The organism is Geodermatophilus saharensis, assembly GCF_900188205.1.
GTDB classification, from domain to species: Bacteria; Actinomycetota; Actinomycetes; order Mycobacteriales; family Geodermatophilaceae; genus Geodermatophilus; species Geodermatophilus saharensis.
In genome coordinates, this window is the sequence record NZ_FZOH01000014.1 from 1 (window position 1) to 23278 (window position 23278).

The window sequence follows — 23278 nt, forward strand, 5'->3', positions numbered from 1 at the left end:
TGTACTGACCGGGGAGGTTGGTCAGGCGGCTGATGGGCGGGTGGCCGCCGATGCCGGTGTGGGGCCGATGGTGGTTGTAGGTGTGCAGCCAACCAGGAAAGGCCGCCCGGCGGTCGGCCTCGCTGATGAACAGCTGGGCGAAGGCCCACTCGGCGGTCATGGTGCGGTGAAAGCGTTCGACCTTGCCGTTGGTCTGCGGCCGGTAGGGCCGGGTGCGCTTGGGCGTGAGGCGCAGCTGGCTGCAGGCGGTGATCCAATCGTGGCTGCGGTAGCAGCCGCCGTTGTCGGTGAGCACCCGGCGGGCGGTGACCCCGCGGGCGGCGAACCAGGCCACCGCTCGGTGCAGCACGCCGGCGGCGGTCGGACCGGTCTCGTCCTCGCAGATCTCGGCGTAGGCGGTGCGGGAGTGGTCGTCGAGGACGACGTGGATGAAGCCGTGGCCCATCAGCGGGTTGCGGTAGCGGTTGCGGGCGCGGCCGCCATCGAGGTGCCGGTTGGCCTTGCCGGCCCGCTGACCCACAAAGCGCCAGCCGCCGCCGGCGGGAATGTTGCCCAGCTTCTTCACATCGGCGTGCAGCAACTCGCCGGGTGCGAGGTGTTCGTAGCGGACCGGCGCCTGCTCGCGGCGCTCGAGCCGGGACAGCCGGCTGACGCCGCAGCGGCGTAACACCGCGCCGGCGGTGGAGGGCGCCACGCCGGTCTCGGCGGCCAGCCGGTGCGCGCCCCAGCGCTTGCGCAACCGCAGTGACACGATCCGCTTCGTCCTCGCTGGGTCGGTCTTGGCCGGGCTGGAGTGCGGGCGGCTGGAGCGGTCGGTCATGCCGGCGGTGCCCTCGGCGCGGTAGCGGTCGGCCCAGCGCCGGGCGGTGGTCGCCGAGACACCGAAGCGCTCGGCGGCCCGCGTCGCCGGCCACTTCTCCTCGACGATGAGCCGGGCCATCCGCAGCCGCTGGCGCGGAGTCAGCGCGGCATTAGCGTGGAGCACGAGGACCTCCGGTGTCGTGGCAGTGGTCGCCTTCAGCAGCTCCACTCCACGCCCGGAGGTCCTCCCTCACAAGATCCGTCAATCAGATCCCGTGGTCACACGCCCGCGACCAACGTCTCCGGTCAGTACAGCTAGCGGGGCACGCCGGGGACGGGGAGGTCCGGGGCGGGGTCACCGGCGAGGCGTCCCCAGAGCAGCTCGTCGTGCCGGAGCCCGTCGCCGTAGCGGTACGACGACCGCAGCCGCCCCTCGAGGGTGAAGCCGGCCTTCCGCGCCACCCGGCCGGAGGCGGTGTTCTCGACGGCGTGGTAGAGCTCGACCCGCTCCAGCGGCACGGTCGCGAAGGCCCACCGGCAGGCCGCGTCCACGGCGCGGGGGGCGACCGAGCGCCCACGGGCGGCCGCGGCGACCCAGTAGCCGATCTGCGCGGTGCCCTGCACCCCGTTGACCGAGTGCACCGACACCGAGCCGAGCAGCCGGCCGGTGGCGGCGTCGGTGACCGCCCACGAGATGCGGCCCGGCTGCCCCGCGAGGCGCTGCAGCAGGGCCACCGCCCCGTCCCGCGTCGTCACGCCGCCCGACCACCGCCGGATGGCCTCGTCCTGCTGGACGGCCAGCACCTCGTCGACGTCGTCCTCCCGCCAGGGCCGCAGGTGCAGGGCGCCGACGTCGAGCGCGACCGGGTCCACGGCCGGTCATCCTCCGGCACCGCGCACCCACAGGGACGTCACTCTCCGCTCACAGTGCCTTGACAGCGTGTCCCCGGAGGGCGGGGCGACGGTCGGAGACGCCGACCCGGGACGGGGAGTACACGTGCGCGAGGAGCTCGTCATCGCCGCCACCACCGGTGCGCTGACCCTCTCCGGCCCGGCCGTGGCCGTGCCCGCCGTGGCCGTGCCCGCCGTGGCCGACACCGACGACACCGGGGACGCCCGGTCGTCCCGGGTGGAGCGCATCCGGGACGCGCCGGCCGACCTCGTCGACGACGGTTCGCTCACCCAGGAGCAGGCCGACGAGGTGGCCACCACCCTGGGCGAGGCGGACCTGGGGCCCGGCGGAGGGCACGGCGGGAGGGGCCCGGACCCGGCGACGGCCGCCGAGGCCCTCGGCACGGGCGAGGACGACCTCCGCACCGCGCTGGAGGCCGACGGCGCGACGCTCGCGCAGGTCGCCGAGGACCAGGACGTGGCCGTCGACACGCTGGTGCAGGCGCTGGTCGCCGCGGAGCAGGAGCGGATCGCGCAGGCCGTCACCGACGGGCGCCTTCCCCAGGAGGAGGCCGACGAGCGGCTGGCCGACCTGGAGCAGCGGGTCACCGACCGCGTGGAGAGCGAGATCGGGGGCCGCGGCCCCGGCGGTCCGGACCGGGACGGCACCGCACCGGACCGGCCCGCCGGCGACTGAGCCGCCCGGGCGGCCGCGGCGGCGCCGTCCTCACCAGGACGCCGCCGCCGCGGGCCGGCTACCCCACCGGCACCGGCGAGCGGGCGGCGAGCCAGGCGGTGAGGTCGGCCGCCGTCATGGGCCGGCCGTGCAGGTAGCCCTGGACGCTGGTCGCCCCGACGGCGCCGGCGAAGTGCTCCTGCTCCGGGGTCTCCACGCCCTCGGCCACGGTCTCCAGACCCAGCCGGTGGGCCATCTCCACGATCGCGTAGACGACGGCCTCGTCGGCGACCGAGGTGGCGGCGCCGGTCACGAACGACTTGTCGATCTTGACGACGTCGACGGGCAGCTCGCGCAGCGCGGTCAGCGCCGCGTACCCGGTGCCGAAGTCGTCGATGGCGATCCGGACGCCGAGGGCGTCGAGCTCCTGCAGCGCGGCGCGCACGGCGGGGGTGTCCAGCGCGGAGGACTCGGTGACCTCGATGACCAGCCGGTCGGCGGCCAGCCCGTGCTCGACGAGGTTGCGGATGACGTCGGCGACCGCGCCCGGCGCGGACAGCTGGGCGGCCGAGGCGTTGACGTGCACGGCGACGGGGTGCCCGGCGTCGTACCAGGAGGCGACGTCGGTGCACGCCCGGGCGAGCACGTGCGCGCCCACCGGGACGATCAGCCCGCGGGCCTCGGCGACGCCGAGGAAGGTGGCCGGCGAGAGCAGGCCCCGCTCGGGGTGCCGCCAGCGGACCAGCGCCTCCACGGCGGTGCAGCGGCCGTCGGCGGTGGCCACGATCGGCTGGTAGAGCACCTCGAGCTGCCCCTCGGCGAGGGCGACGCGCAGCTCCGCGGCGAGCGTGGCGTCGTCGTCGGCGGCCAGCAGGTCGGGGGTGAACCGGTGCACCCGGCCCTTGCCGTGGCGCTTGGCGGCGTACATCGCCAGGTCGGCGTGCTGCACGACCTGCTCGGCGGTGAGGCCCGGGCGGGCGCACGCGATCCCGACGCTGGCACCGACCTGCGCCGGCCGCCCGTCGAGCTCCACGGGCACGCCGGAGAGCTCGACCAGCCGCTCGGCGACGTCGACGGCGGTCTGCTCGCTCGCCCGCGGCAGCAGCACGGCGAACTCGTCGCCGCCGAGCCGCGCGAACAGGTCGCCGTCGCGGATGGACGCCGACAGCCGCCCGGCGATGGCCCGGAGCAGCCGGTCGCCGGTGCCGTGCCCGCGGTTGTCGTTGACGGTCTTGAAGTCGTCGAGGTCGACGAACAGCATCCACGCGGGCTCGCCGTCCGGGCGCAGGGCGGCGACGGTCTCGGCCAGCGCGGCGGTGAACGCCGTGCGGTTGGGCAGGCCGGTCAGCGGGTCGGTGGAGGCCTGCACGACCAGCTCCTGCTGGCGGGTGACGCTGCTGATGGCCAGGGCCATCTTGTCCCGCAGCCGGGCGGCGGCGGCGACCACGTCGTCGGGGAGCCCGCCGGGGGCACCCAGGTAGAAGCGGCCCGGCAGGCCGCGGTGCGGGAAGGCCCACCACCGTGCCGGGGTGCCGGCCACCGCGTCGAGCACGGCGGGGTCCTCGACCGGTGACCCGCTCAGCACCGCGGTGCCGGGGACGGCGAGGACCTCCGGCACGGACGCGAACTCCCCGACCCGGCCGACGACGAGGTCGCCGGTGCCGACGGCGACCGCCCGGCCACCGGGCACGACGCGGCAGAGGTCCCCGAGCGCCCGCCACCCGGCCTCGACGACGTGGTCGAGGTCGTCGGCCGCCAGCAGGTCGGCGGCCAGCTCGGCGAGGACGGTGCCGCACCGGTGGGCCCGGTCGCGCTCGACCACGCCCACCGCCAGGTGGCGCGCCACGACGGTGGTCAGGACCACGCCGGGCAGCGCGGCCGCGAGCACCGCGGCCGGGACGGCGCCGGTGTGCCAGGGCACGCGGTCCCACAGGAGCACCGCGACCGCGACGGCCGCCGACATGCCGATCCCGTAGCAGGCGACGTGCAGCGTGGTGCCGTAGAGGGCCCGGAACCACACCAGCGCCATGAGGACGCCGACGCCGGTGACCGGGTAGGAGCAGGCGAGCAGGAAGGCTGCGGCGGCCAGGCACTCCAGCCAGCACAGCCGGGTGACCTCGTCCCCGTGGCGGTAGCGGTGGACCCAGGCCAGGACCATGACGACCGCCGAGGCGAGCAGCAGGCCGGCGGCCGGGGCGGGCGAGCCGGGCAGCGAGCCGGCGACCGCGACGGCCAGCGACGCCAGGGCCAGCAGCAGGAACAGTGCCCTGGTCCGGCGGACGAGGCTCGGTCCACCACGGCCCAGCGCGTCGTGCAGCAGAGCGGTCACGGGAGCCTCCAGGGGATCGTCGGCCCGCGAGGGTTCCGCGGTGCCGTCCCGACCCGTGTCGGCTCGTGGCCCGGGTCGGCTGGAGGCCCGGCGGACGGCCTTCACCCCTCGGGGGCGGGCGTGCCTCCCTCGGGGTTCGCGGTGCGACGTCCGGTCAGGCGCGCGGCCCGACCAGCAGCTGGTCGGGGTAGCACCACCACCACGACTCGCCGGGCTCGAACGAGCGCACGATCGGGTGCCCCGAGCTGCGGGAGTGGGCGGTGGCGTGCCGGCGGGGCGAGCTGTCGCAGCAGGCCACGTGCCCGCAGGACAGGCACTCCCGCAGGTGCACCCAGGAGCTGCCCTCCCGCAGGCAGTCGGTGCAGCCCTCCGTGCTGTCCGGGGAGACGGCGGGGTCGACCTGGTCGAGGTGCGTGCACACGGCCATGCCAGGAGTCTGCTCCCCGCGGGCCGTCCGTCCAATGCCCGTGGCGATCGCCGGGGCGCATGGACGGGCCCGCGCTCACCCCGCCGCGGCGACCTCCGACAGCGGCAGCCGCACGACGAACCGGGTGTCCCCGGGGCTGGAGCGGACCTTGAGCACCCCGCCGTGCCGGTTGGTGACGATCCGCCATGCGACGTCGAGGCCGAGTCCGGTCCCCTGGCCCACCGGCTTGGTGGTGAAGAACGGCTCGAACACCCGGCGGCGCACCTCCTCGGGGATGCCGGGGCCGGTGTCGGCGACCCCGACGACGGCGGAGTCGCCCTCGCGGGCGGTGCTCAGGGTCAGCGTCCCGGACCCGCCCATGGCGTCGAGGGCGTTGTCGATCAGGTTGGTCCACACCTGGTTGAGCTCGGCGGCGTAGGCCGGCACCAGCGGCAGGTCCGGGGCGTAGTCCTTCACCACCCGGACGCCGGGCGGGATCTTCGCGCTGAGCACCACGAGCGTGGCGTCGAGTCCCTCGCGCAGGTCGGTCATCTGGTGCGGCGAGCGGTCCATCTGCGAGTACTGCTTGGCCGCCGCGACCAGGTGCGAGATCCGGCTGGTGCTCTCCAGCACCTCGCCGATGAGCATCTCGGTCTCCACGGTGTAGGACAGCCACCGCAGCGCCGGCTCGAGGAACCCCTCGTCCACGGCCTCGGCGACCAGGTCCAGGCACTCGACGTCCAGTCCCGCCGGCACGAACACCGCCGCCAGCTCCCAGGGCCGGGCCAGGCCGTGGTCCTCGAGCCAGTCGGTGAGCTCGTCCTCGCGGTCGGACCGCTCCAGCGCCGACAGCTCGCCGGTGGTGCCGATGCGCGCGACGAAGCGTTCCTGCAGGTCGGTGAGCCGGCGCAGCTGCTCGCCGTCGATGGTGCCCTCCGACAGCAGCGCGAGCTTGTGCCGCATGCCGGCCACCCGCTCGCGCAGCGCCGCGGTGGCCCGGGCCGCCGCCGCGGCGGGGTTGTTGAGTTCGTGGGTCAGCCCGGCCGACAGCTTGCCCAGCGCCAGGAGCCGCTCCCGCTGGCCGACGAGCTCCTCGGAGTTGCGGATCCCCAGGAACAGGCCCTGCAGCAGGTGCACGGCCATCGGGTACCAGCGGCGGAAGACCGCGGCGAACTCGGCCGCCGGGAGCGCCAGGAAGGTCGTGTCGGTGACCGCGCGGACCGTCGCGGGGTAGACCTGCTCGACCTGGTCGCCGAGGTAGAACTGCACCGCGCCGCTGTAGACGCCCGGGTGGTCGGTGCGGACCGTCTCCACCTCGTCGCGGCCGACCTGGCGGACCATGCTCAGCGTCCCCGACAGCAGCACGAAGAAGCACTCGGCGGGCCGGCCCTCGACCGAGACGTCGCTGCCGGCCGGGTGGCTGACGACGTCGCCGGTGCGCGCCACCCAGTCGAGCTGGTCGTCGTCGAGGTCGGCGAAGAGGAACAGCTCGCGCAGCTGCTCGCGGGTCAGGTGCGGCGTCGTCTCCGGAGGTGTCGTCGCCGTGGGCAGGGTGGTCATCGCTCCTCCAGGTACCGGTGCACCAGGGTGACGGCCATGGCGCCCTCCCCCACCGCGGAGGCCACCCGCTTCACCGACTGGGCGCGCACGTCACCGGCCACGAACACCCCGGGCACGCTGGACTCGAGGAAGTAGGGGTCGCGGTGCAGCCGCCAGCCGGCGGGGCGGGCGCCGTCGAGGAGCAGGTCGGGGCCGGTGCACACGAAGCCCCGGGCGTCGCGGGCCAGCACGCCGTCGAGCCACTCGGTCCGGGGCGCCGCGCCGATGAAGACGAACAGGTGCTCGGCCGGGACGGTCTCCACCCGCCCGGTGGCGTCACGCAGGTCCAGCTCCTCCACGTGCTCCCCGCCGCGGACGGCGGCCACGGTGGTGCCGGTGCGCACGACGACGTTGGGGATCGCGGCCAGCTGCTGGATCAGGTAGTGCGACATCGAGGCCTCCAGCGATGGCCCGCGGACCAGCAGCGTCACGCAGCTGGCGTGCCGGGAGAAGAACACCGCCGACTGCCCGGCGGAGTTGGCCCCGCCCACGATGTAGACGTGCTTGTCCGCGCAGGCGGCCGCCTCGGTGAGCGCCGAGCCGTAGTAGACGCCACGCCCGGTGAACTCCTCGGCGCCGTCGGCCTCCAGCTGCCGGTAGGCGACCCCGGTGGCCAGCACGACGGCGTGCCCGGCGACGCTGCCGCCGTCGGCGAAGTGCACCACCCGCGCCGAGCCCTGGGCCTCCAGCCGGACGACCTTGCGGGTGGTGAGCACCTCGGCGCCGAACCTGGCCGCCTGCCGCCGCGCCCGGTCGGCCAGCGCGCCGCCGGAGACGCCGTCGGGGAAGCCGAGGTAGTTCTCGATCCGGCTGCTCTGCCCGGCCTGCCCGCCGGTGGCCTGCCGCTCCACCAGCACGGTGCGCAGCCCCTCGGAGGCGCCGTAGACCGCCGCGCCCAGCCCGGCCGGGCCACCGCCGATGACGACGAGGTCGTAGAAGTCGGTGCTGGGCTCGACGGTGAGCCCGACGGCGGCGGCGAGCTGCGCCTGGGAGGGCGCCCGCATCGGCTCACCGTCCGGCGGCACCACGACCGGCAGGTCGTCGGGGCCGGCCCCGGCGGCGTCGAGCAGCCGGCGCCCCTCGGGCTCCTCGACGCTGTACCACTGGTAGGGCACGGCGTTGCGGGCCAGGAAGTCCCGGGCGGCGAAGGACGGCGCCGACCAGCGGTGCCCCACGATGCGCACGTCGAGCACCGGCGCGTCCGGGCTGGCCAGCCAGGTCTCGACCATGGCGTCCACGACCGGGTAGAGCTTCTCCTCCGGCGGGTCCCACGGCTTGAGCAGGTAGTGGTCGACGTCGACCAGGTTGATCGCCTGGATGGCGGCGTCGGTGTCGGCGTAGGCGGTCAGCAGCGCCCGCCGGGCCGAGGGGAACAGGTCCATCGCCTGCTCGAGGAACTCGATGCCGTTCATCTGCGGCATCCGGTAGTCGGCCAGCAGCGCCGCCACCGGGTCCCCGCGCAGCTTGAGCTCGCGCAGCGCGGTGAGCGCCTCGTCGCCGGAGGAGGCGCGCACGACGCGGTACTCACCGCCGTAGCGCCGGCGCAGGTCACGGGCGACGGCGCGGGAGACCCCGGGGTCGTCGTCGACGGTGAGCAGGACCGGCAGGGCCTTGCCGGCGGTCCGGCCGGACGTGCCGGGGAGCTCGGTCATGTGGCCTCCTGGGCTGGTGGTCGTGCGTCGGCCGACGCGGCGGTGGCGCCCGTGCCGGAGGACACGGCGAGCGCGGCGAGGTCGGCCTCGGTGGGGTGGCGCAGGACGCGTTCGGAGCGCCACACGACCACGGGCAGATCGCCCTCGGTGACGTCGAGGTCGGCCAGCAGCTCGGTGACGTCGTCCTCGTCCTCGACGTCGACGACGACGGCGCTGAGCCCCCGCTCCTCGGCGACGCGACGGAGCCGCTCGGTCTCCGGTGACGAGCCGGTGCCGACGATGCGCACGTCGGCGGCGAGGGCGAGCAGGAGGGAGCGGCGGATGAGGAAGGCGCGCAGCACCGTCTCCTTGAGCGCGTGGTCCTCGGCGAACGCCGCACGCACCTGCGCGTCGGGGACGGTGACCACCTCGGCCTGCTGCAGGACGACGGCGGTGAGGAACACCGGGCGGTCGCTGAACAGGTCGAGCTCGCCGAGGAAGCGCCGCGCGCCGTGCACCGAGACGACCCGCTGGTCGGGGTGGCCGTGGTGCTCGACGACCGCGACGGTGCCGGACAGGACGACCTGGAAGTCGTAGCCGGGGTCGCCCTCGCGGAACAGCGTCTCCCCCGGCGCCCACGTGCGGCGGGTCCCGTGGCGCTCCAGGAGGGCCAGCTGCTCGTCGGTCAGCAGCGGGTAGGCCCCCTGCCGGTCGGGTGTCTCCTCGAGGTCGGCCGGCAGCGGCGCCGCCCGCGTCAGGGACACCGCGTCCGGTTCCCGGCGCCGCGGGCCCAGCACCGGCAGCACCGGGCTCCCGGGCTCCTCCCGCGGCGCCATCGGCAGCGCGTCCTCCCCGCCGACGCCGGCCAGCAGCGCGGCGGCCAGCGAGTCGGCGTCGTAGGGCCCGGTGTGCCGGCGGCCGCCGACGAAGAAGGTCGGGGTGCCCTCGACCCCGCTGGCCTCGGCGGACTCGACGTCCTGCTCCACCCGCCGGGCGTACTGGCCGGAGCCGAGGTCGCGGGAGAAGCGCACGACGTCCAGGCCCACGGCGGCGGCGTGCTCGAGCAGGTCGCCGGGGTCGAGCCGGTCCTGCCCGGCGAAGAGCCGGTCGTGCATCTCCCAGAAGCGGCCCTGGGCGGCGGCGGCCTCCGCGGCCTCGGCGGCCAGCCGGGCGTGGGGGTGGACGTCGGTCAGCGGCACGTGCCGGAAGACGTAGCGCAGCCGGTCGCCGAACCGCTCCCGCAGCTCCTCGACCGCGCCGGTGGCCCGCCCGCAGAACGGGCACTCGAAGTCGCCGTACTCGACCAGGGTGAGCGGCGCGTCGACCGGTCCCCGCACGTGGTCGCGGGCCGGGTCGACCGGCGGGTCGAGCAGCACCGGCCGGGTGGTGCCGGACGGGCGGCGGCGGTCGGCGAGGCGGAACAGCGCCCAGCCCAGCAGCGCGGCGAGCACCGACGCCGCCAGCACGCCGACGCGGGCCTGGTCGGCGCTGCGCTCCTGTCCCTCGTCGAAGGCCAGGTCGACGATGAACAGCGAGATGGTGAAGCCGATGCCCGACAGCGCGGCGCCGCCAGCCAGCTGCATCCCGGTGAGACCCGGGGCCAGCCGGCCGAGCCCCAGCCGGACCGCCAGGCCGGTGCCGAGCAGGATGCCGACGAGCTTGCCGAGCACCAGGCCGGCGACCACGCCGATGGTCACCGGTGAGGACGCCGCGTCGCGCAGCGTCTCCCCCGTGAGGGAGACGCCGGCGTTCGCCAGCGCGAACACCGGCACGATGACGAAGCTGGTCCACGGCTGCCACAGCGCCTGCAGTCGCTCGCTGGCCGACACCGACCGGTCGATCGACAGCCGCGCCGCCCGGGCGAACTGGGGGTTGGGCGACTGCTGGTAGGCCCGCATCAGCCGCGCGGCGTCGGCGACCTCCTCGCGCCGGGCCGCGTAGGCGGGGGTGAACAGCGCGATGACGACCCCGGCGAGGGTGGGGTGCACCCCGGACTCGTGCATGGCCACCCACACGGCCAGGCCGAGCACGAGGTAGGCCGGCCCGCGCCACACGTGCAGGTACCGCAGCCCGATCATCAGGCCCAGCCCGAGCACCGCGATGGCCAGCGGGGTCAGCCGCAGGTCCTCGGTGTAGAAGAGCGCGATCACGCTGAGCGCCCCGACGTCGTCGGCGATGGCCAGCGTCAGCAGGAACAGCCGCAGCTGGGCCGGGCAGGCCGGGCCCACCAGCGCCAGCACGCCGAGCAGGAAGGCGGTGTCGGTGGAGATCACCACCCCCCACGCCGCGACCGCCTCGTCGCCGAGGTTGAAGACGACGTAGACCAGCGCCGGCACCACCAGCCCGGTCACCGCGGCCAGCGCCGGCACCGCGGCGCGGCGCCGGTCGGTGAGGTCGCCGATGACCAGCTCGCGCTTGATCTCCAGGCCGACGACGAAGAAGAAGAACACCATGAGCCCGTCGTTGACCCAGTGCTGCAGGCTCAGGGACAGCTCGGTCTCGCCCACCCGGAAGGCGAACTCGGTGTGCCAGAAGGTCGCGTAGCTGTCCCCCATGGGGGAGTTGGCCCACGCGAGCGCGGCGAGGGTGGCCACCAGCAGCAGCCCGGCGCCGCCCGCCTCGGTGCGCAGCGAGCGCCGCAGCGGCGCGACGCGGGCGAGCAGCCCCCGCCCGCCGGGGGCCGACTGCCCCATCGGCTCCCGCGCGTCGGCCGCCACGCCCGGGACGCTGCCCGCGCTCACCGGGCGCCGTCCCCGGGGACGCCGACCGGCCCGCGCGGGTGCAGCCGGGGGCCGTCGACGTCGCAGTGCCGGCACTCCTCCACGTGCAGCCGCCCCCCGCCCGGCTCCGGTCCGCCGTCGGAGCGGGCCAGCGGGCGGCGCACGGTCGCCGCGGCCACCAGCGCGCCGACGACCAGCAGCCCCGCGCAGATGAGCATCGCCGTCCGGAAGCCGGACCCGAACGCCGCCGGGTCGGTGTAGTCGTCCCCGGAGATCCCCGCCGCGACGGGGACGACCGCGACGGCCAGCAGGCCGGCGGCGCGGGCGACGGCGTTGTTGACGCCCGAGGCGACCCCGGCGAAGCGGTCCTCGGCGGAGTCGAGCACGGTCGCGGTGAGCGGCGCGACCAGCAGGGTCAGGCCGGCGCCGAACAGCAGGGCGCCGGGGAGCACGTCGAGGACATAGGTCGCGGTCGGCCCGACCTCCCGCAGGAGCAGCAGCCCGGCCGCCGACAACAGGGGCCCGGCCGTCATGAGCAGCCGCGGCCCGATCCGCTGGGCGAGCGCCCCGACCCGGGCCGAGAACAGGAGCATGAGCACGGTGACCGGCAGCAGCGCGGTCCCCGCGAGCAGCGGGCTGTAGCCGGACACGACCTGCAGCTGCAGCACCAGCAGCACGAACACCACCCCGAGCGGCGCGTAGACCAGCAGCGTGACCACGTTGGCCGCGGTGAACTGGGCGTTGCCGAACAGCACCGGCGGCACCAGCGGGTGCGCCGAGCGCCGCTGGACGACGGCGAAGGCCACCAGCGCGAGCACGCCAACGGCGCCCCAGACGGCGACCTCGACCTCGCGGCCGGTCCCGCCGGCGGCGGTCAGCGCGTAGGTCAGCCCGCCGAGGCCGACGACGACCAGCGCCGTCCCCGTCCAGTCCAGGCGCGCGGCGGCGTCGGGATCGCGGGTCTCGGGCACGTGCCGGGCGGCGACGGCGACGATGACGACGGCGACCGGCAGGTTGACGAGGAAGACCGCCCGCCAGCTCCACTCCACCAGCCAGCCGCCGAGGAACGGCCCGACCGCCCCGGCGACCCCGCCGAGCCCGGACCAGGCGCCGACCGCGGCGGCGCGGTCCTCCCCGGCGAAGGACGCCGAGATGATGGCCAGGCTGCCGGGGGTCAGCAGCGCTCCCCCGACCCCCTGCAGGGCGCGGGCGGCGATGAGCATCTCCACGTTCACCGCGAGCCCGCACAGCAGCGACGCCGCGGCGAACCAGACCACGCCGACGACGAACACCCGCCGGCGGCCCAGCCGGTCGCTGAGGGAGCCGCCGAGCAGGATCAGCGAGGCGAGGGTGAGCGTGTAGGCGTTCACCGTCCACTGCAGGCCGCTGAAGCCGGCGCCGAGGTCGGCCCCGATGCGCTCCAGCGCCACGTTCACCACGGTGGCGTCGAGCATCGCCAGGCTGGAGCCGAGCACCGTCGTCAGCAGCACCCACCGGGCCCGGGGGGTCCCCATGCGCAGCCCGCCGGACTCGGGCACCGCCGGACCGGCGGCCGCGGCCGGCCGGCGGTCAGCCGACACCGGGGACCGTGCGGATCTGACACCGGCGAGCTCGTCGCGGCACTCGAGCCTCCTTGGCGTTGCCTCCGGAGCCTGGGTACACGGCCGGGGACTGTCCAATAGCGGGACCGATAGCGGTGAGGCATCGTCCCGCGCCGACCCGCCCCAGGTCCATGCCCGGCGTCGGGAGCACCCGGCGCGGGCCCGGGGAGGTCCGCCCGTGGTGGCTCACCTCACCGGCTGACCTGCGGGAACGCCCTCCGGCGGGGCATCGGCGCGGCGCGGGCGGTGTTGTACCCGGTGATGACCGCGCCCGCTCTGCCCGAGACCCCCACCCCCTCCCGGCTGTGGACCCCGAAGCGGGTCCTCGTCACCCGGTCGGCCGCCGAGCGCCCGCACGGGCAGCGGGTGCTCGCCCGTCTCGAGGCCGTCGGCGTCGACGCGATCGAGCTGCTGCCCGGTGACCGGCTGCCGTCGCTGCGGGGGGACGACGACCGTGCGGCGTTCATGGCCGCCAAGGACACGATGGCCCTCGTCGTGCCGCCGCCGTCGAAGCGGGAGCTGCAGCCCATCCCGCCGTCGGCGGACTTCCGGCTGGACCTGGCCGAGGGCTGCCCGGCGCACTGCCAGTACTGCTACCTGGCCGGGTCGCTGGGCGGCCCGCCGATCACCCGCGTGTGGGCCGACCTCGACGAGGTGCTCGGGACCCTCGACGGCTACGTCGGCCGCGGCGCCGTCACCTCCGGCACGCTCGAGCGCGGCGGCGAGGGGACGACGTTCGAGGCCTCCTGCTACACCGACCCGCTGGCGATCGAGCACCTGACCGGCGGCCTGTCGCGGATGGTCGAGCACTTCGGCACCCACGCCTGGCCCGGCCCGGTGCAGCTGCGCGCCACCACCAAGTTCGACGACGTCGCCGGCCTGCTGACCCTCCCCCACGGCGGGCGCACCCGGCTGCGGTTCTCGGTCAACGCGACGTCGGTGGACCGCCGCTTCGAGGGCGCGACGGCCAAGGTGCCGGCGCGGCTGCGGGCGATGTCGGCGGTGGCCGCGGCCGGCTACCCGGTCGGCGCCACCATCGCCCCGATCATGCCGGTGGAGGGCTGGCGTGAGCAGTACGCCGAGCTGCTCGACGGCATCGCCGCCGCCGTCCCGGCCGGTTCCGACCTCACCGTCGAGTGCATCACCCACCGGTTCACGCCGGGCAGCAAGGAGACGCTGCTCGACTGGTACCCGCGGACCAAGCTGGAGATGGACGAGTCGCGCCGCACCACCAAGCGCGGCAAGTTCGGCTCGGTCAAGCACGTCTACCGCAAGGAGACGATGGCCGAGCTGCGCACCTGGTTCGAGCGCGAGGTGGCCGAGCGGCTGCCCGGCGCCCGCCTCCTGTACTGGACCTGATGAAGGACCACTCGGGGCCCTTCCGCGGAAGTGCACGCACCCGGGCTCCCGGGGGTGCGGGGCGACCGCCACGTAGCCTGGCCCGTCGTGCTCGTGCTCCTGCCGCCCTCGGAGACCAAGTCCCCCGACGGCGACGGCGGCCCGCTGGACCTGGCCGCACTGTCGGCCCCCGAGCTGACCCCGGTCCGCGAGCGGCTGGTCGACGCGCTGGTCACCCTGGCCGCCGACGCGCCCGCCGCCCGCACCGCGCTGGGCCTGTCCCCCGGCCAGGACGCCGAGCTCGCCCGCAACGCCGCGCTGCGCACCAGCTCCACCGCGCCGGCGGTCGAGCGCTACACCGGCGTCCTCTACGACGCGCTCGGCGTCCGCACGATGACCCGCGCCCAGCGGGCCCGGGCCGACCGCCGGCTCGCCGTCGGCTCGGCGCTGTTCGGCGTGGTCCGCGCCGGTGACCCGATCCCGGCGTACCGCCTGTCGGCCGGCTCGGCGCTGCCCGGCCTGCCGGGGCTGCGCGCGCTGTGGCGGCCGGTCCTCGGCCCCGCCCTCACCGGCACCGGCGAGCTCGTCGTCGACCTGCGCAGCGGCGCCTACCAGGCGCTCGCGCCGGTGCCCGGCGCGGTGACCGTCGACGTGCTCAGCGAGCGCGCCGACGGAAGCCGCACGGTGGTCAGCCACGCCAACAAGGCGCACAAGGGCCGCGTCGCCCGGCTGCTGGCCACCACGACCGCCGAGCCCGACGGCGTCGTGCGGCTCCGGGCGCTGCTGCGCCGCGCGGGGTTGCACGTGGAACACGACGGCGGGACGGCGCTGACCCTCGTGCTGCCGCCGTCCTGAGCGGCCCGTCCTCACGCCTGGTGAGACGAGGCGCACCCCTCGTCAGGCCTGTTGGCCGCAACCCGGCGTCGCTTACGATGTACACCGCCCGCGCCGAGCAACGGCCGTTGCGGCGATGTCGAGTCGGCCACGAGCCGGGCGGAGAGGTTCGGTGGACGACACGTCGCGACTCCGCGAGGGGGGTCGGGTCGCTGACCGGCGCGCCGCCGCGCAGGTGCTGCAGGCCGACCGTCCCCGGACGCGGGCGGCCCGCCGGCTGCGGCTGCGCGACGCCAGCTCCGCGCTCGACCGGCTCACCGAGCTGGCCGCGCGGCTGCTCGCCGCGCCCATCGCCCAGCTGTCCCTGGTCGACGACGTCCAGGTCATCGTCTCGAGCACCGGGCTCCCTGCCGGGACCGTCGGCGCCGAGCAGCCGCTGGAGGCCAGCGCCTGCACGATCGCCGCGGCCGACCGCGTGCCCTACGCCGTCGCCGACGCGCACGCCGACCCCCGGGTGTCCGACCTCGGGCCCGTCGCGGCCGGCGCGGTGGGCGCCTACCTCGGCGCGCCGCTGATCGACCCCGAGGGCCAGGTCGTCGGCGTCCTCTGCGTCGTCGCGCCGGCGCCGCGGCCGTGGTCGGACACCGACGTCGCCACCCTGCGCCAGCTCGCCGCCGCGGCGATGACCGAGCTGGAGCTCGCCGCGCTGCGCACCGAGTACGAGAGCGACCGGCTGCGCTGGGGGCTGGCCATCGACGCGGCCGGCATCGGCACCTTCGACTGGGACCTGCGCACCGGCGAGCTGGTCTGGGACGCCCGGCTGATCGAGATGTTCGGCTACGACGCCGACGACTTCGGCGGCACCATCGAGGCCTTCAACGACCGCGTCCACCCCGACGACCTGCCGCGGGTCACCGACGCGCTGCAGGCCAGCATCGCCACCCGCGGCGACTACCAGGCCGAGTACCGCGTCGTGTGGCCCGGCGGGGAGACCCGCTGGGTGCAGGCCCGCGGCCGCACGCTCAGCGACGACGACGGCGCGGCCGCGCGCGTGCTCGGCGCCGCCTACGACACCACCGCCGAGCGCGCCGCGGGCATGCGCGTCACCCGCGTGCTCGAGGCCATGCCGGCCGGCTTCTACTCCCTCGACCGGGCGTGGCGGTTCACCCACGTCAACGCCGAGGCCGAGCGGCTGCTGGGCCGCAGCCGCGAGGAACTGCTCGGCCAGGAGCTGTGGACGGCGTTCCCCGCGGCGCTCGACAGCGCCTTCGAGGAGAGCTACCGCGCGGCCGTCCGCACCGGCACGCCGGTGCAGTTCGACGCCTACTACCCCGCGCCGCTCGACGGGTGGTACGAGCTGCGCGCCTGGCCGAGCCCGGAGGGGCTGTCGGTCTACTTCCTCGAGGTCACCGAGCGCCGCCGGGTGCAGGACCGCGCCGAGCGCGGCGCGCAGCGGCTGGCGCTGCTGGCCCAGGTCAGCGCCGAGCTCGCCGGCGCCCTCGACGCGCAGACCGCGACGGCGCACCTGCCCCGGCTGGTGGTGCCCGCGCTGGCCGACTGGTGCATCGTCACCGTCGTCGACCCCGACGGCCGGCCCCGCGACGTCGGGCACTGGCACGCCGACCCCGCGGCGCGCCCGCTGCTGGAGCGCTACGTGGCCCTGCGGCTGGACGCCATGCCGGCCACCGCCCCGCTGATGCGGGCGCTGCTCACCGGCGAGGCGGTCATGGAGCGTGCCGAGTCGGTGCTCGACCTGCTCGGCGACGGCGAGGCGCGCGACCTGCTCGGCGCGCTGGCACCCGAGTCGGCCATCGCGCTCCCGCTGCGCGGCCGCGACCGCACCCTCGGCGTCATGACGCTGTACTTCCGCCGGGGCTGGGCCCCGCGGGAGGAGGACCTCGCCACCGCCCAGGACGTCGCCGACCGGGCGGGCCTGGCGCTGGACAACGCCCGCCTCTACGGGCAGCAGCAGGCGCTGGCCGAGGGCCTGCAGCGCAGCCTGCTCACCGAGCCGCCCGAGCCCGACCACGCCGAGATCGCGGTGCGCTACCTGCCGGCCGCGGAGGCCGCCCGGGTGGGCGGTGACTGGTACGACGCGTTCCTGCAGCCCGGCGGGGCGACGATGCTGGTCATCGGCGACGTCGTCGGCCACGACACCGAGGCCGCCGCGGCCATGGGCCAGTTGCGCGGGCTGCTGCGGGGCATCGCCACCTACAGCGACGCCGGCCCGGGCGAGGTGCTGCGCGGGCTGGACGCCTCGATGGCGCTGCTGCAGACCCGGGTCCTCGCGACGGCGACCGTGGCCCGCTTCGAGCAGACCGACGACGAGCGCCGCCGCGGTGTCACCCGCATGCGCTGGGCCAACGCCGGTCACCTGCCGCCGCTGGTCACCAACCCCGACGGCAGCGTGGCCGAGCTGGCCTCCTGGCGCGGCGACCTGCTGCTCGGCGTCGACCCGGAGGCCCGCCGCGAGGAGTCGGTGGTGACCCTCGACCGCGGCGCGACCGTGCTGCTGTTCACCGACGGCCTCATCGAGCGGCGCGACGCCGACCTCGACGCCGGCATGGCCCGGCTGCGCGAGACGCTGCGCGAGCTGGCCGACCGGCCGCTGCAGGAACTGCTCGACGAGGTGCTCGAGCGGCTCGTCGACGGCCGCCCGGAGGACGACGTCGCCCTCGTCGCGGTGCGCCTGCACCGGCAGGACCGCCCGCGGCCCGCCGTCGCCGGGCCCAACCGGGTGCCCGACGTCGTCCCCGAGGACCCCGCCGGCCCTCCCCGCCGCTGACCGGCCGGGTCCCGAACCGGTCAGGAATCGAGAAGCCCGCCGACCGGGCCGCTCCCTAGCGTTCTCCCCGAGGCCGGCACGGTGCCGGGCCCCGGAGTGCGAGGGAGTGAGCGATGCCCACGAGGGACGTCGCGCAGGAGTCCACCGGCTTCACCGCCGAGGAGCGTGCCGCGATGAAGCAGCGCGCCGAGGAGCTGCGCGCCGAGGGGCGCAAGGGCGCGAGGAAGGCCGACGGGCTCCAGGCGGTCCTGGACGCGATCGCCGGGATGGCACCCGAGGACCGTGCGCTCGCCGAGCGGGTGCACGTCGCGGTGACCACGACCGCTCCCGGGCTGTCGCCGAGGACCTGGTACGGCATGCCGGCCTACGCCGACGCCGACGGCAGGGTCGTCGTCTTCTTCCAGGACGCGGGCAAGTTCAAGGCCCGGTACTCCACCCTCGGCTTCAACGACGCCGCGCGGCTCGACGACGGCGACCTCTGGCCGACGTCGTTCGCCCTGCGGGCCTGGAGCCCCGCGGTGGAGGCACGGGTCGTCGACCTGGTCCGGGCCGCCACCTCCTGACCCCGGTCCGCCGGGTTCACCGCTCGCGGCGGACGGTGACCTTCCGGCCCTTGACGCTGCTGGCGCGCAGCGCCGCGATGACCTCCTCGGCGGCCGCGGCGGGCACCTCCACCAGGCTGAACCGCTCGGCGATCTCGATCGCCCCGACGTCGCGGCCCCGCAGCCCGGTCTCCCCCGCGATCGCGCCGACCAGGTCACCCGGGCGGACCCCGGCGCTGCGGCCGGCGCCGATGAACAGCCGCTCGGTGTCCCCGCCGGCCGAGCGGGCGCGCGGCGGCCGGCCCGGGCCGCGGTCGCCGCGGTCGCCGTCGCGCCGCGGCCGCTCGGGCCGCAGCGTCACCTCGGGGATCTCCTCCTCGTCGTCCGGCCCGCCGGTGGCCTCGTGCGCGAGCTTGACCGCGGCGAGGGCCACCTCCACGACGTCGAACTCGTCGGTGAGCGTCTCGACGACGGCGCGGAAGCGCTCGAGGTCGTCGCCGAGCAGGCTCTCCCGCAGCGCGGCGCGGGTGAGCTCGAGCCGGCGGGCGCGCAGGTCGGCCACGGTGGGCACCCGCTCCACCTTGATCGGCGCGCCGGTGACCCGCTCGATCGTCTTGAGCATCCGGTGCGCGCGCGGCTCGACCAGCGTGATGGCCACGCCCTCGCGCCCGGCCCGGCCCACCCGGCCGATGCGGTGCACGTAGGTCTCGGCCGCGGCCGGCACGTCGTAGTTGACGACGTGGGTGAGCTGCTCGACGTCCAGCCCGCGGGCGGCGACGTCGGTGGCCACCAGCAGCTCCGCGGTGCCGCTGCGCAGCCGGCCCATCACCCGGTCGCGCTGCTCCTGGCTCATCCCGCCGTGCAGGGCCTCGGCGCGGTAGCCGCGGCCGTTGAGGGTCTCGGTGAGGTCGTCGACCTCGTCGCGGGTGCGGCAGAAGACGATCGCCGCGGTCGGGCTCTCGACGTCGAGGACGCGACCCAGCGCCGCGGGCTTGGCCGCCCGCGCGACGACGAACGCCGTCTGCCGGACCCGCGGGGCCTCGCCCTCGCTGGGCACCTCGCGGGCCACCTGGATGCGCAGCGGGTCGCGCAGGTGCCGGCGGGCCATGCTGTCGAGCCGGCGCGGCATGGTGGCGCTGAACAGCACCGTCTGGCGCTCCTCGGGCACCTCCTCCAGCAGCGCCTCGAGGTCCTCGGCGAAGCCCATGTCGAGCATCTCGTCGGCCTCGTCGAGCACCACCGTGGTCACGCCGCCCAGGTGCAGGCTGCCGCGCTGCAGCAGGTCCAGCGCCCGGCCGGGGGTGGCGACGACGACGTCGACCCCGGCCGCCAGCGCGCGCAACTGGCGCGGGATCGGCTGCCCGCCGTAGACGGGCACGACCCGGGCGCCGAGGTCGCGGCCGTAGCGGTGCAGCGCCTCCGACACCTGGATGGCCAGCTCGCGGGTCGGCACGAGCACCAGTGCCAGCGGGTCCCCGCCCGGACGGTCGTCGGGCAGCCGCTGCAGCACCGGCAGCGCGTAGGCGGCGGTCTTGCCGGTGCCGGTGGCGGCCTGGCCGAGCAGGTCGCGGCCGGCGACCATCGGCGGGACGGCCTCGCGCTGGATCGGCGTCGGCTCCTCGTAGCCGAGCCGGGACAGCGCCGCCAGCAGCTCCGGGCGCAGGCCGAGGTCGGCGAAGGCGCTGGTCTCGTCGGGTGCGTCCACCTGCGTCGTCTCGCCGTCCACCCGTCCAGTGTCGGCCATGTCCCCCGCTGCACCGACGTGGCACCCTCCCCGGGTGACCCGCGACACCCCGGCCCCGCCCGACAGCGACCTCTGCCTGCGCCCGGCCACCGAGCTGGCCGCCCTCGTGCGCACGCGCGAGGTGTCGGCACGCGAGCTGCTCGAGGCCCACCTGGCGCGCATCGAGCGGGTCGACCCGCAGGTCAACGCGATCGTCACCCTCGACGCCGAGGGCGCCCGGGCCGCCGCCGACGCCGCCGACGCCGCGCTGGCCGCCGGCGAGCAGGTCGGCCCGCTGCACGGGCTGCCCGTGGCGCACAAGGACACCCACGCCACCGGCGGCATGCGCACCACCTGGGGCTCGCCGCTGCACGCGGGGACGGTGCCCGAGCGCGACGAGCTCGTCGTCGAGCGGCTGCGGCGGGCCGGGGCGGTCCGGGTGGGCAAGACCAACGTGCCGGAGTTCGCGGCCGGCTCGCACACCTTCAACCCGCTCTTCGGCGCCACCCACAACCCCTACCGGCACGGGCTGTCGGCGGGGGGCTCCAGCGGCGGGGCGGCCGCGGCGCTGGCCGCCGGGCTGGTGCCGGTGGCCGAGGGCAGCGACATGGGCGGCTCGCTGCGCAACCCGGCCGCCTTCTGCAACGTGGTGGGGCTGCGGCCCACCCCGGGCCGGGTGCCCACCTGGCCGGCCGCGATGGGATGGTCGACGCTGTCGGTGCAGGGGCCGATGGGCCGCACGGTGGCCGACGTCGCCCTCGTCCTCTCCGCGATCGCCGGCCCCGACCCGCGGGTGCCGATCGCGCTGGCCGACGACCCCGCGGGGTTCGCCGCACCGCTGCCGGAGGACCTGCGCGGCCTGCGGGTGGCCTGGGCCCCCGACCTCGGCGGCCTGGTCCCGGTCGACCCGGCGATCCCCGCGGTGCTGCGCGAGGTGCTGCCGGTGGTCGAGTCGCTCGGCGGCGTCGTCACCGAGGCCTGTCCCGACCTGCGCGAGGCCGACGAGGTGTTCGGCACCCTGCGCGGCTGGCTGTTCGAGGCCACCTTCGGCGAGGCCGTGCGCCGCTCGCCGGACCAGGTCAAGGCGGCCATCCGCGGCAACGCCGCGATCGGGGCGGCGCTCAGCGGTGCCGACGTCGCCCGCGCGGAGATGGCGCACACCCGGCTGTACGAGGAGGTCGTGCGCTTCTTCGGGGACCACGACGTGCTGCTCGCCCCGACGACGCAGGTGCTGCCCTTCCCCGTCGAGCAGGAGTACCCGACGGAGGTGGCCGGCGTGCCGCAGGCGGACTACCTGGGCTGGATGCGCTCCTGCACGCTGGTGTCGGCCACCGGCTGCCCCGCGCTGTCGCTGCCCGGCGGGTTCACGCCCGACGGGCTGCCCGTCGGCCTGCAGCTGGTCGCCGCCCCCCGCGCGGACCGGCGGCTGCTGGAGATCGCCCACGCCATCGAGCAGGCCACCGGCTTCGGTCGCCGCCGTCCGGTCCTCTGAGGCCGTCTGCGGCTCTCTAGTTCCCCGGCTAGAGAGCCGCAGACGGCGGCATCGAGGGAGTCGGAGGCGGGCTCAGCGGCGGGCGTACCGCGGCAGCGGTGGGGCCACCGGGGTGTCGGAGGACTCCTCCAGCACGTCGGCGGCCGAGCCGACGATGAGCGGGTCGGGGTCGCCGACGACGTCGCCGTCCTTGTCCTGGTAGTCCAGCCGGCACAGCACGTGGCGCATGGCCTCGAGGCGGGCGCGCTTCTTGTCGTTGCTCTTGATCACCGTCCACGGCGCGTGCGCGGTGTCGGTGTGGAGGAACATCGCCTCCTTGGCCACGGTGTAGGCGTCCCACTTGTCGAGGCTGGCGAGGTCGGTGGGCGAGAGCTTCCACTGCCGCACCGGGTCGATCTGGCGCACGATGAACCGGGAGCGCTGCTCCCCGCGGGAGACCGAGAACCACAGCTTGAACAGCAGCACGCCGCTGTCGACGAACATCCGCTCGAGCTCGGGGGCCTGCACGAGGAACTGCTGGTACTGCTCCTCGGTGCAGTAACCCATGACCCGCTCGACGCCGGCGCGGTTGTACCAGGACCGGTCGAACAGCACGATCTCGCCGGACGCCGGCAGGTGCTGCACGTAGCGCTGGAAGTACCACTGGTTCTGCTCGCGCTCCGAGGGCTTGTCCAGCGCGACGACGCGGGCGCCGCGCGGGTTGAGGTGCTCGGTGAAGCGCTTGATCGTGCCGCCCTTGCCGGCGGCGTCGCGGCCCTCGAAGACGATGACCAGCTTCTGGCCGGTGTCCTTCACCCAGCCCTGCAGCTTGAGCAGCTCGATCTGCAGCCGGCGCTTCTCGATCTCGTACTCCCGGCGCTCCATGCGCTCGGTGTAGGGGTAGCCCTCGCGCCAGGTCTCCACCCGCAGGCCGTCGGGCCCGAACAGCTCGCGGTCGTCGTCCCAGTCCTCGTCGCTGTTCTCGTCGGGGAGGGAGTTGAGCCGCCACTTCGACAGGTCGACGACCTCGGCCTTCGCCGGCACGCGGATCGGGGTGTCGCCGTCGGCACCGTCGCTGTCGTCGCGATCCACCAGGGTGTCGGGCTGCACGGGAGCCTCCTCCCGGTCGGGTCAGGGACGTCCGCGCCCGTACCCGGCACGGGCGCGGACAGTCCTGCGCCGCCGCGACGGCGCGGCGCCCGGCGCCGGGCCCACCGGCACGGTCCCCCCGGCCTCCAGCACGTGGGCGACGGCGTACTCGGCCAGCGCGGCCAGCGGGCGGGGGTCGGCGCCCGGCTGCAGGGCCGGCAGCAGGTGCACCTCGACGACGCGGTCGCCGTCGGCGTGCCGCACGGCGACCGGGCAGACGGGCGCCCGGGCGTCGACGGCGGCGGCGAGCGCGCGGGCGCGGAACCGGCCGGGCTCGCCGTCGGTCGCCGCGCCGCCGGGGTGGGCGGTGACCGTGGCGCCACGGCGCAGCAGCTCGGCGACCTCACCGCGCACGGCACCGGTGCCGTCGTCGACGAGCAGGCCGCCGCGGCGGGTCAGCGAGCGCAGCAGCGCGGTGTCGACGAGGTCGGCGTCGACCACCGGTGTGCCGGGGACGACGGTGGCCAGCGCGAGCACGTCGGTCCAGCCGGCGGCGTTGGCGACGACGAGGCGGGGACCGCGCGGCCAGGCGAGCGGGGAGGGGACCACCCGCACCCGCAGCCCCCGGGCGCAGAGCAGTTCCGCGGCGGTGCGCACCCGCAGGCGCTGCCGGCGGCGGTCCCCGCCCCAGGTCGCGGTGGCGGCACGGACGGCGGTGCGGGCCAGCACCGGTGTCAGGGCGGGGCGTGCGGCGGTCGGGCTGTCCATCGGGGCCTCCCGGGGTGGGCCGGTGTGTCCGGGGGCCAGCGTGGGCGGCGCAGGTGTCCGGCGGGTGACGGGCG

General features: G+C 76.0%; 17 protein-coding genes. 6 read left to right on the top strand and 11 right to left on the bottom strand.

Annotated features, from left to right (window positions below; translation table 11 throughout):
- Positions 1-985, bottom strand: a 985-nt coding sequence (locus CHC04_RS22950) for an IS481 family transposase (RefSeq protein WP_089406313.1), incomplete at its 3' end; no start/stop codon positions are given.
- A 131-nt stretch (positions 986-1116) separates the two neighbouring features.
- The gene (locus tag CHC04_RS22955) at positions 1117-1674 is read right to left on the bottom strand and encodes a GNAT family N-acetyltransferase (protein ID WP_089406287.1); all 558 of its coding nucleotides are present in this window, start codon (positions 1672-1674) and stop codon (positions 1117-1119) included.
- A gap of 124 nt (positions 1675-1798) precedes the next feature.
- Here CHC04_RS22955 and CHC04_RS24415 point away from each other — a divergent pair, with 124 nt between their 5' ends.
- Entirely contained in the window at positions 1799-2389 is a 591-nt protein-coding gene (locus CHC04_RS24415; protein WP_089406288.1) for a hypothetical protein, read from the top strand.
- A 58-nt stretch (positions 2390-2447) separates the two neighbouring features.
- Here CHC04_RS24415 and CHC04_RS22965 read toward each other — a convergent pair whose 3' ends face one another.
- From CHC04_RS22965 to CHC04_RS22990, 6 genes are all read right to left on the bottom strand, one after another.
- Positions 2448-4697 carry a putative bifunctional diguanylate cyclase/phosphodiesterase gene (locus tag CHC04_RS22965; RefSeq protein WP_089406289.1) on the bottom strand — a complete coding sequence of 750 codons (2250 nt, stop codon included), beginning with the start codon at positions 4695-4697 and terminating at the stop codon, positions 2448-2450.
- Positions 4698-4851: 154 nt separating this feature from the next.
- Entirely contained in the window at positions 4852-5124 is a 273-nt protein-coding gene (locus CHC04_RS22970) for a UBP-type zinc finger domain-containing protein (RefSeq protein WP_089406290.1), read from the bottom strand.
- A gap of 75 nt (positions 5125-5199) precedes the next feature.
- Positions 5200-6663 (bottom strand): ATP-binding protein, encoded by a 1464-nt coding sequence (locus CHC04_RS22975; protein WP_089406291.1) that lies wholly within the window; start codon positions 6661-6663, stop codon positions 5200-5202.
- Entirely contained in the window at positions 6660-8354 is a 1695-nt protein-coding gene (locus tag CHC04_RS22980; protein WP_089406292.1) for an NAD(P)/FAD-dependent oxidoreductase, read from the bottom strand. Before CHC04_RS22980 ends, CHC04_RS22975 begins: the two co-directional genes overlap by 4 nt.
- A complete protein-coding gene (gene nhaA / locus CHC04_RS22985; protein ID WP_176450160.1) occupies positions 8351-11050 on the bottom strand; it encodes a Na+/H+ antiporter NhaA in 2700 nt (899 codons plus the stop codon). Before nhaA ends, CHC04_RS22980 begins: the two co-directional genes overlap by 4 nt.
- A 20-nt stretch (positions 11051-11070) precedes the next feature.
- Positions 11071-12633: an MFS transporter gene (locus CHC04_RS22990; protein ID WP_245817679.1), complete on the bottom strand. Its 1563-nt coding sequence runs from the start codon at positions 12631-12633 to the stop codon at positions 11071-11073.
- Between the two features lie 282 nt (positions 12634-12915).
- On the opposite strand from CHC04_RS22990, the gene CHC04_RS22995 reads away from it, so the two are divergent.
- The 4 genes from CHC04_RS22995 (at position 12916) to CHC04_RS23010 (ending at position 18174) form a co-directional block, all read left to right on the top strand.
- Positions 12916-14013 (top strand): SPL family radical SAM protein, encoded by a 1098-nt coding sequence (locus tag CHC04_RS22995; protein WP_089406315.1) that lies wholly within the window; start codon positions 12916-12918, stop codon positions 14011-14013.
- Between the two features lie 87 nt (positions 14014-14100).
- Positions 14101-14847 (top strand): peroxide stress protein YaaA, encoded by a 747-nt coding sequence (yaaA, locus tag CHC04_RS23000; RefSeq protein WP_089406316.1) that lies wholly within the window; start codon positions 14101-14103, stop codon positions 14845-14847.
- Positions 14848-14998: 151 nt separating this feature from the next.
- Complete coding sequence (locus tag CHC04_RS23005) at positions 14999-17611, top strand: SpoIIE family protein phosphatase (protein ID WP_245817681.1); 2613 nt, start codon at positions 14999-15001, stop codon at positions 17609-17611.
- Between the two features lie 113 nt (positions 17612-17724).
- Complete coding sequence (locus tag CHC04_RS23010) at positions 17725-18174, top strand: iron chaperone (RefSeq protein WP_089406295.1); 450 nt, start codon at positions 17725-17727, stop codon at positions 18172-18174.
- Positions 18175-18190: 16 nt separating this feature from the next.
- On the opposite strand, the gene CHC04_RS23015 is transcribed toward CHC04_RS23010, so the two are convergent.
- Positions 18191-19879: a DEAD/DEAH box helicase gene (locus CHC04_RS23015; protein ID WP_245817683.1), complete on the bottom strand. Its 1689-nt coding sequence runs from the start codon at positions 19877-19879 to the stop codon at positions 18191-18193.
- Positions 19880-19931: 52 nt separating this feature from the next.
- Between CHC04_RS23015 and CHC04_RS23020 the strand changes: the two genes are divergently transcribed.
- A complete protein-coding gene (locus CHC04_RS23020; RefSeq protein ID WP_245817685.1) occupies positions 19932-21368 on the top strand; it encodes an amidase in 1437 nt (478 codons plus the stop codon).
- A 72-nt stretch (positions 21369-21440) separates the two neighbouring features.
- Here CHC04_RS23020 and ppk2 read toward each other — a convergent pair whose 3' ends face one another.
- Complete coding sequence (gene ppk2 / locus CHC04_RS23025) at positions 21441-22457, bottom strand: polyphosphate kinase 2 (protein ID WP_245817687.1); 1017 nt, start codon at positions 22455-22457, stop codon at positions 21441-21443.
- Between the two features lie 21 nt (positions 22458-22478).
- Positions 22479-23204, bottom strand: coding sequence for a 1-acyl-sn-glycerol-3-phosphate acyltransferase (locus CHC04_RS23030; protein ID WP_089406298.1), 726 nt, complete (start codon positions 23202-23204; stop codon positions 22479-22481).
- Positions 23205-23278: the final 74 nt, after the last annotated feature.

Bases quoted from the DNA above. Each gene is read 5' to 3' on its own strand.
- CHC04_RS22970 (WP_089406290.1), bottom strand. From the start codon at position 5,124: ATGGCCGTGTGCACGCACCTCGACCAGGTCGACCCCGCCGTCTCCCCG.
- CHC04_RS22975 (WP_089406291.1), bottom strand. From the start codon at position 6,663: ATGACCACCCTGCCCACGGCGACGACACCTCCGGAGACGACGCCGCAC.
- CHC04_RS22980 (WP_089406292.1), bottom strand. From the start codon at position 8,354: ATGACCGAGCTCCCCGGCACGTCCGGCCGGACCGCCGGCAAGGCCCTG.
- CHC04_RS22995 (WP_089406315.1), top strand. From the start codon at position 12,916: ATGACCGCGCCCGCTCTGCCCGAGACCCCCACCCCCTCCCGGCTGTGG.
- CHC04_RS23010 (WP_089406295.1), top strand. From the start codon at position 17,725: ATGCCCACGAGGGACGTCGCGCAGGAGTCCACCGGCTTCACCGCCGAG.
- CHC04_RS23030 (WP_089406298.1), bottom strand. From the start codon at position 23,204: ATGGACAGCCCGACCGCCGCACGCCCCGCCCTGACACCGGTGCTGGCC.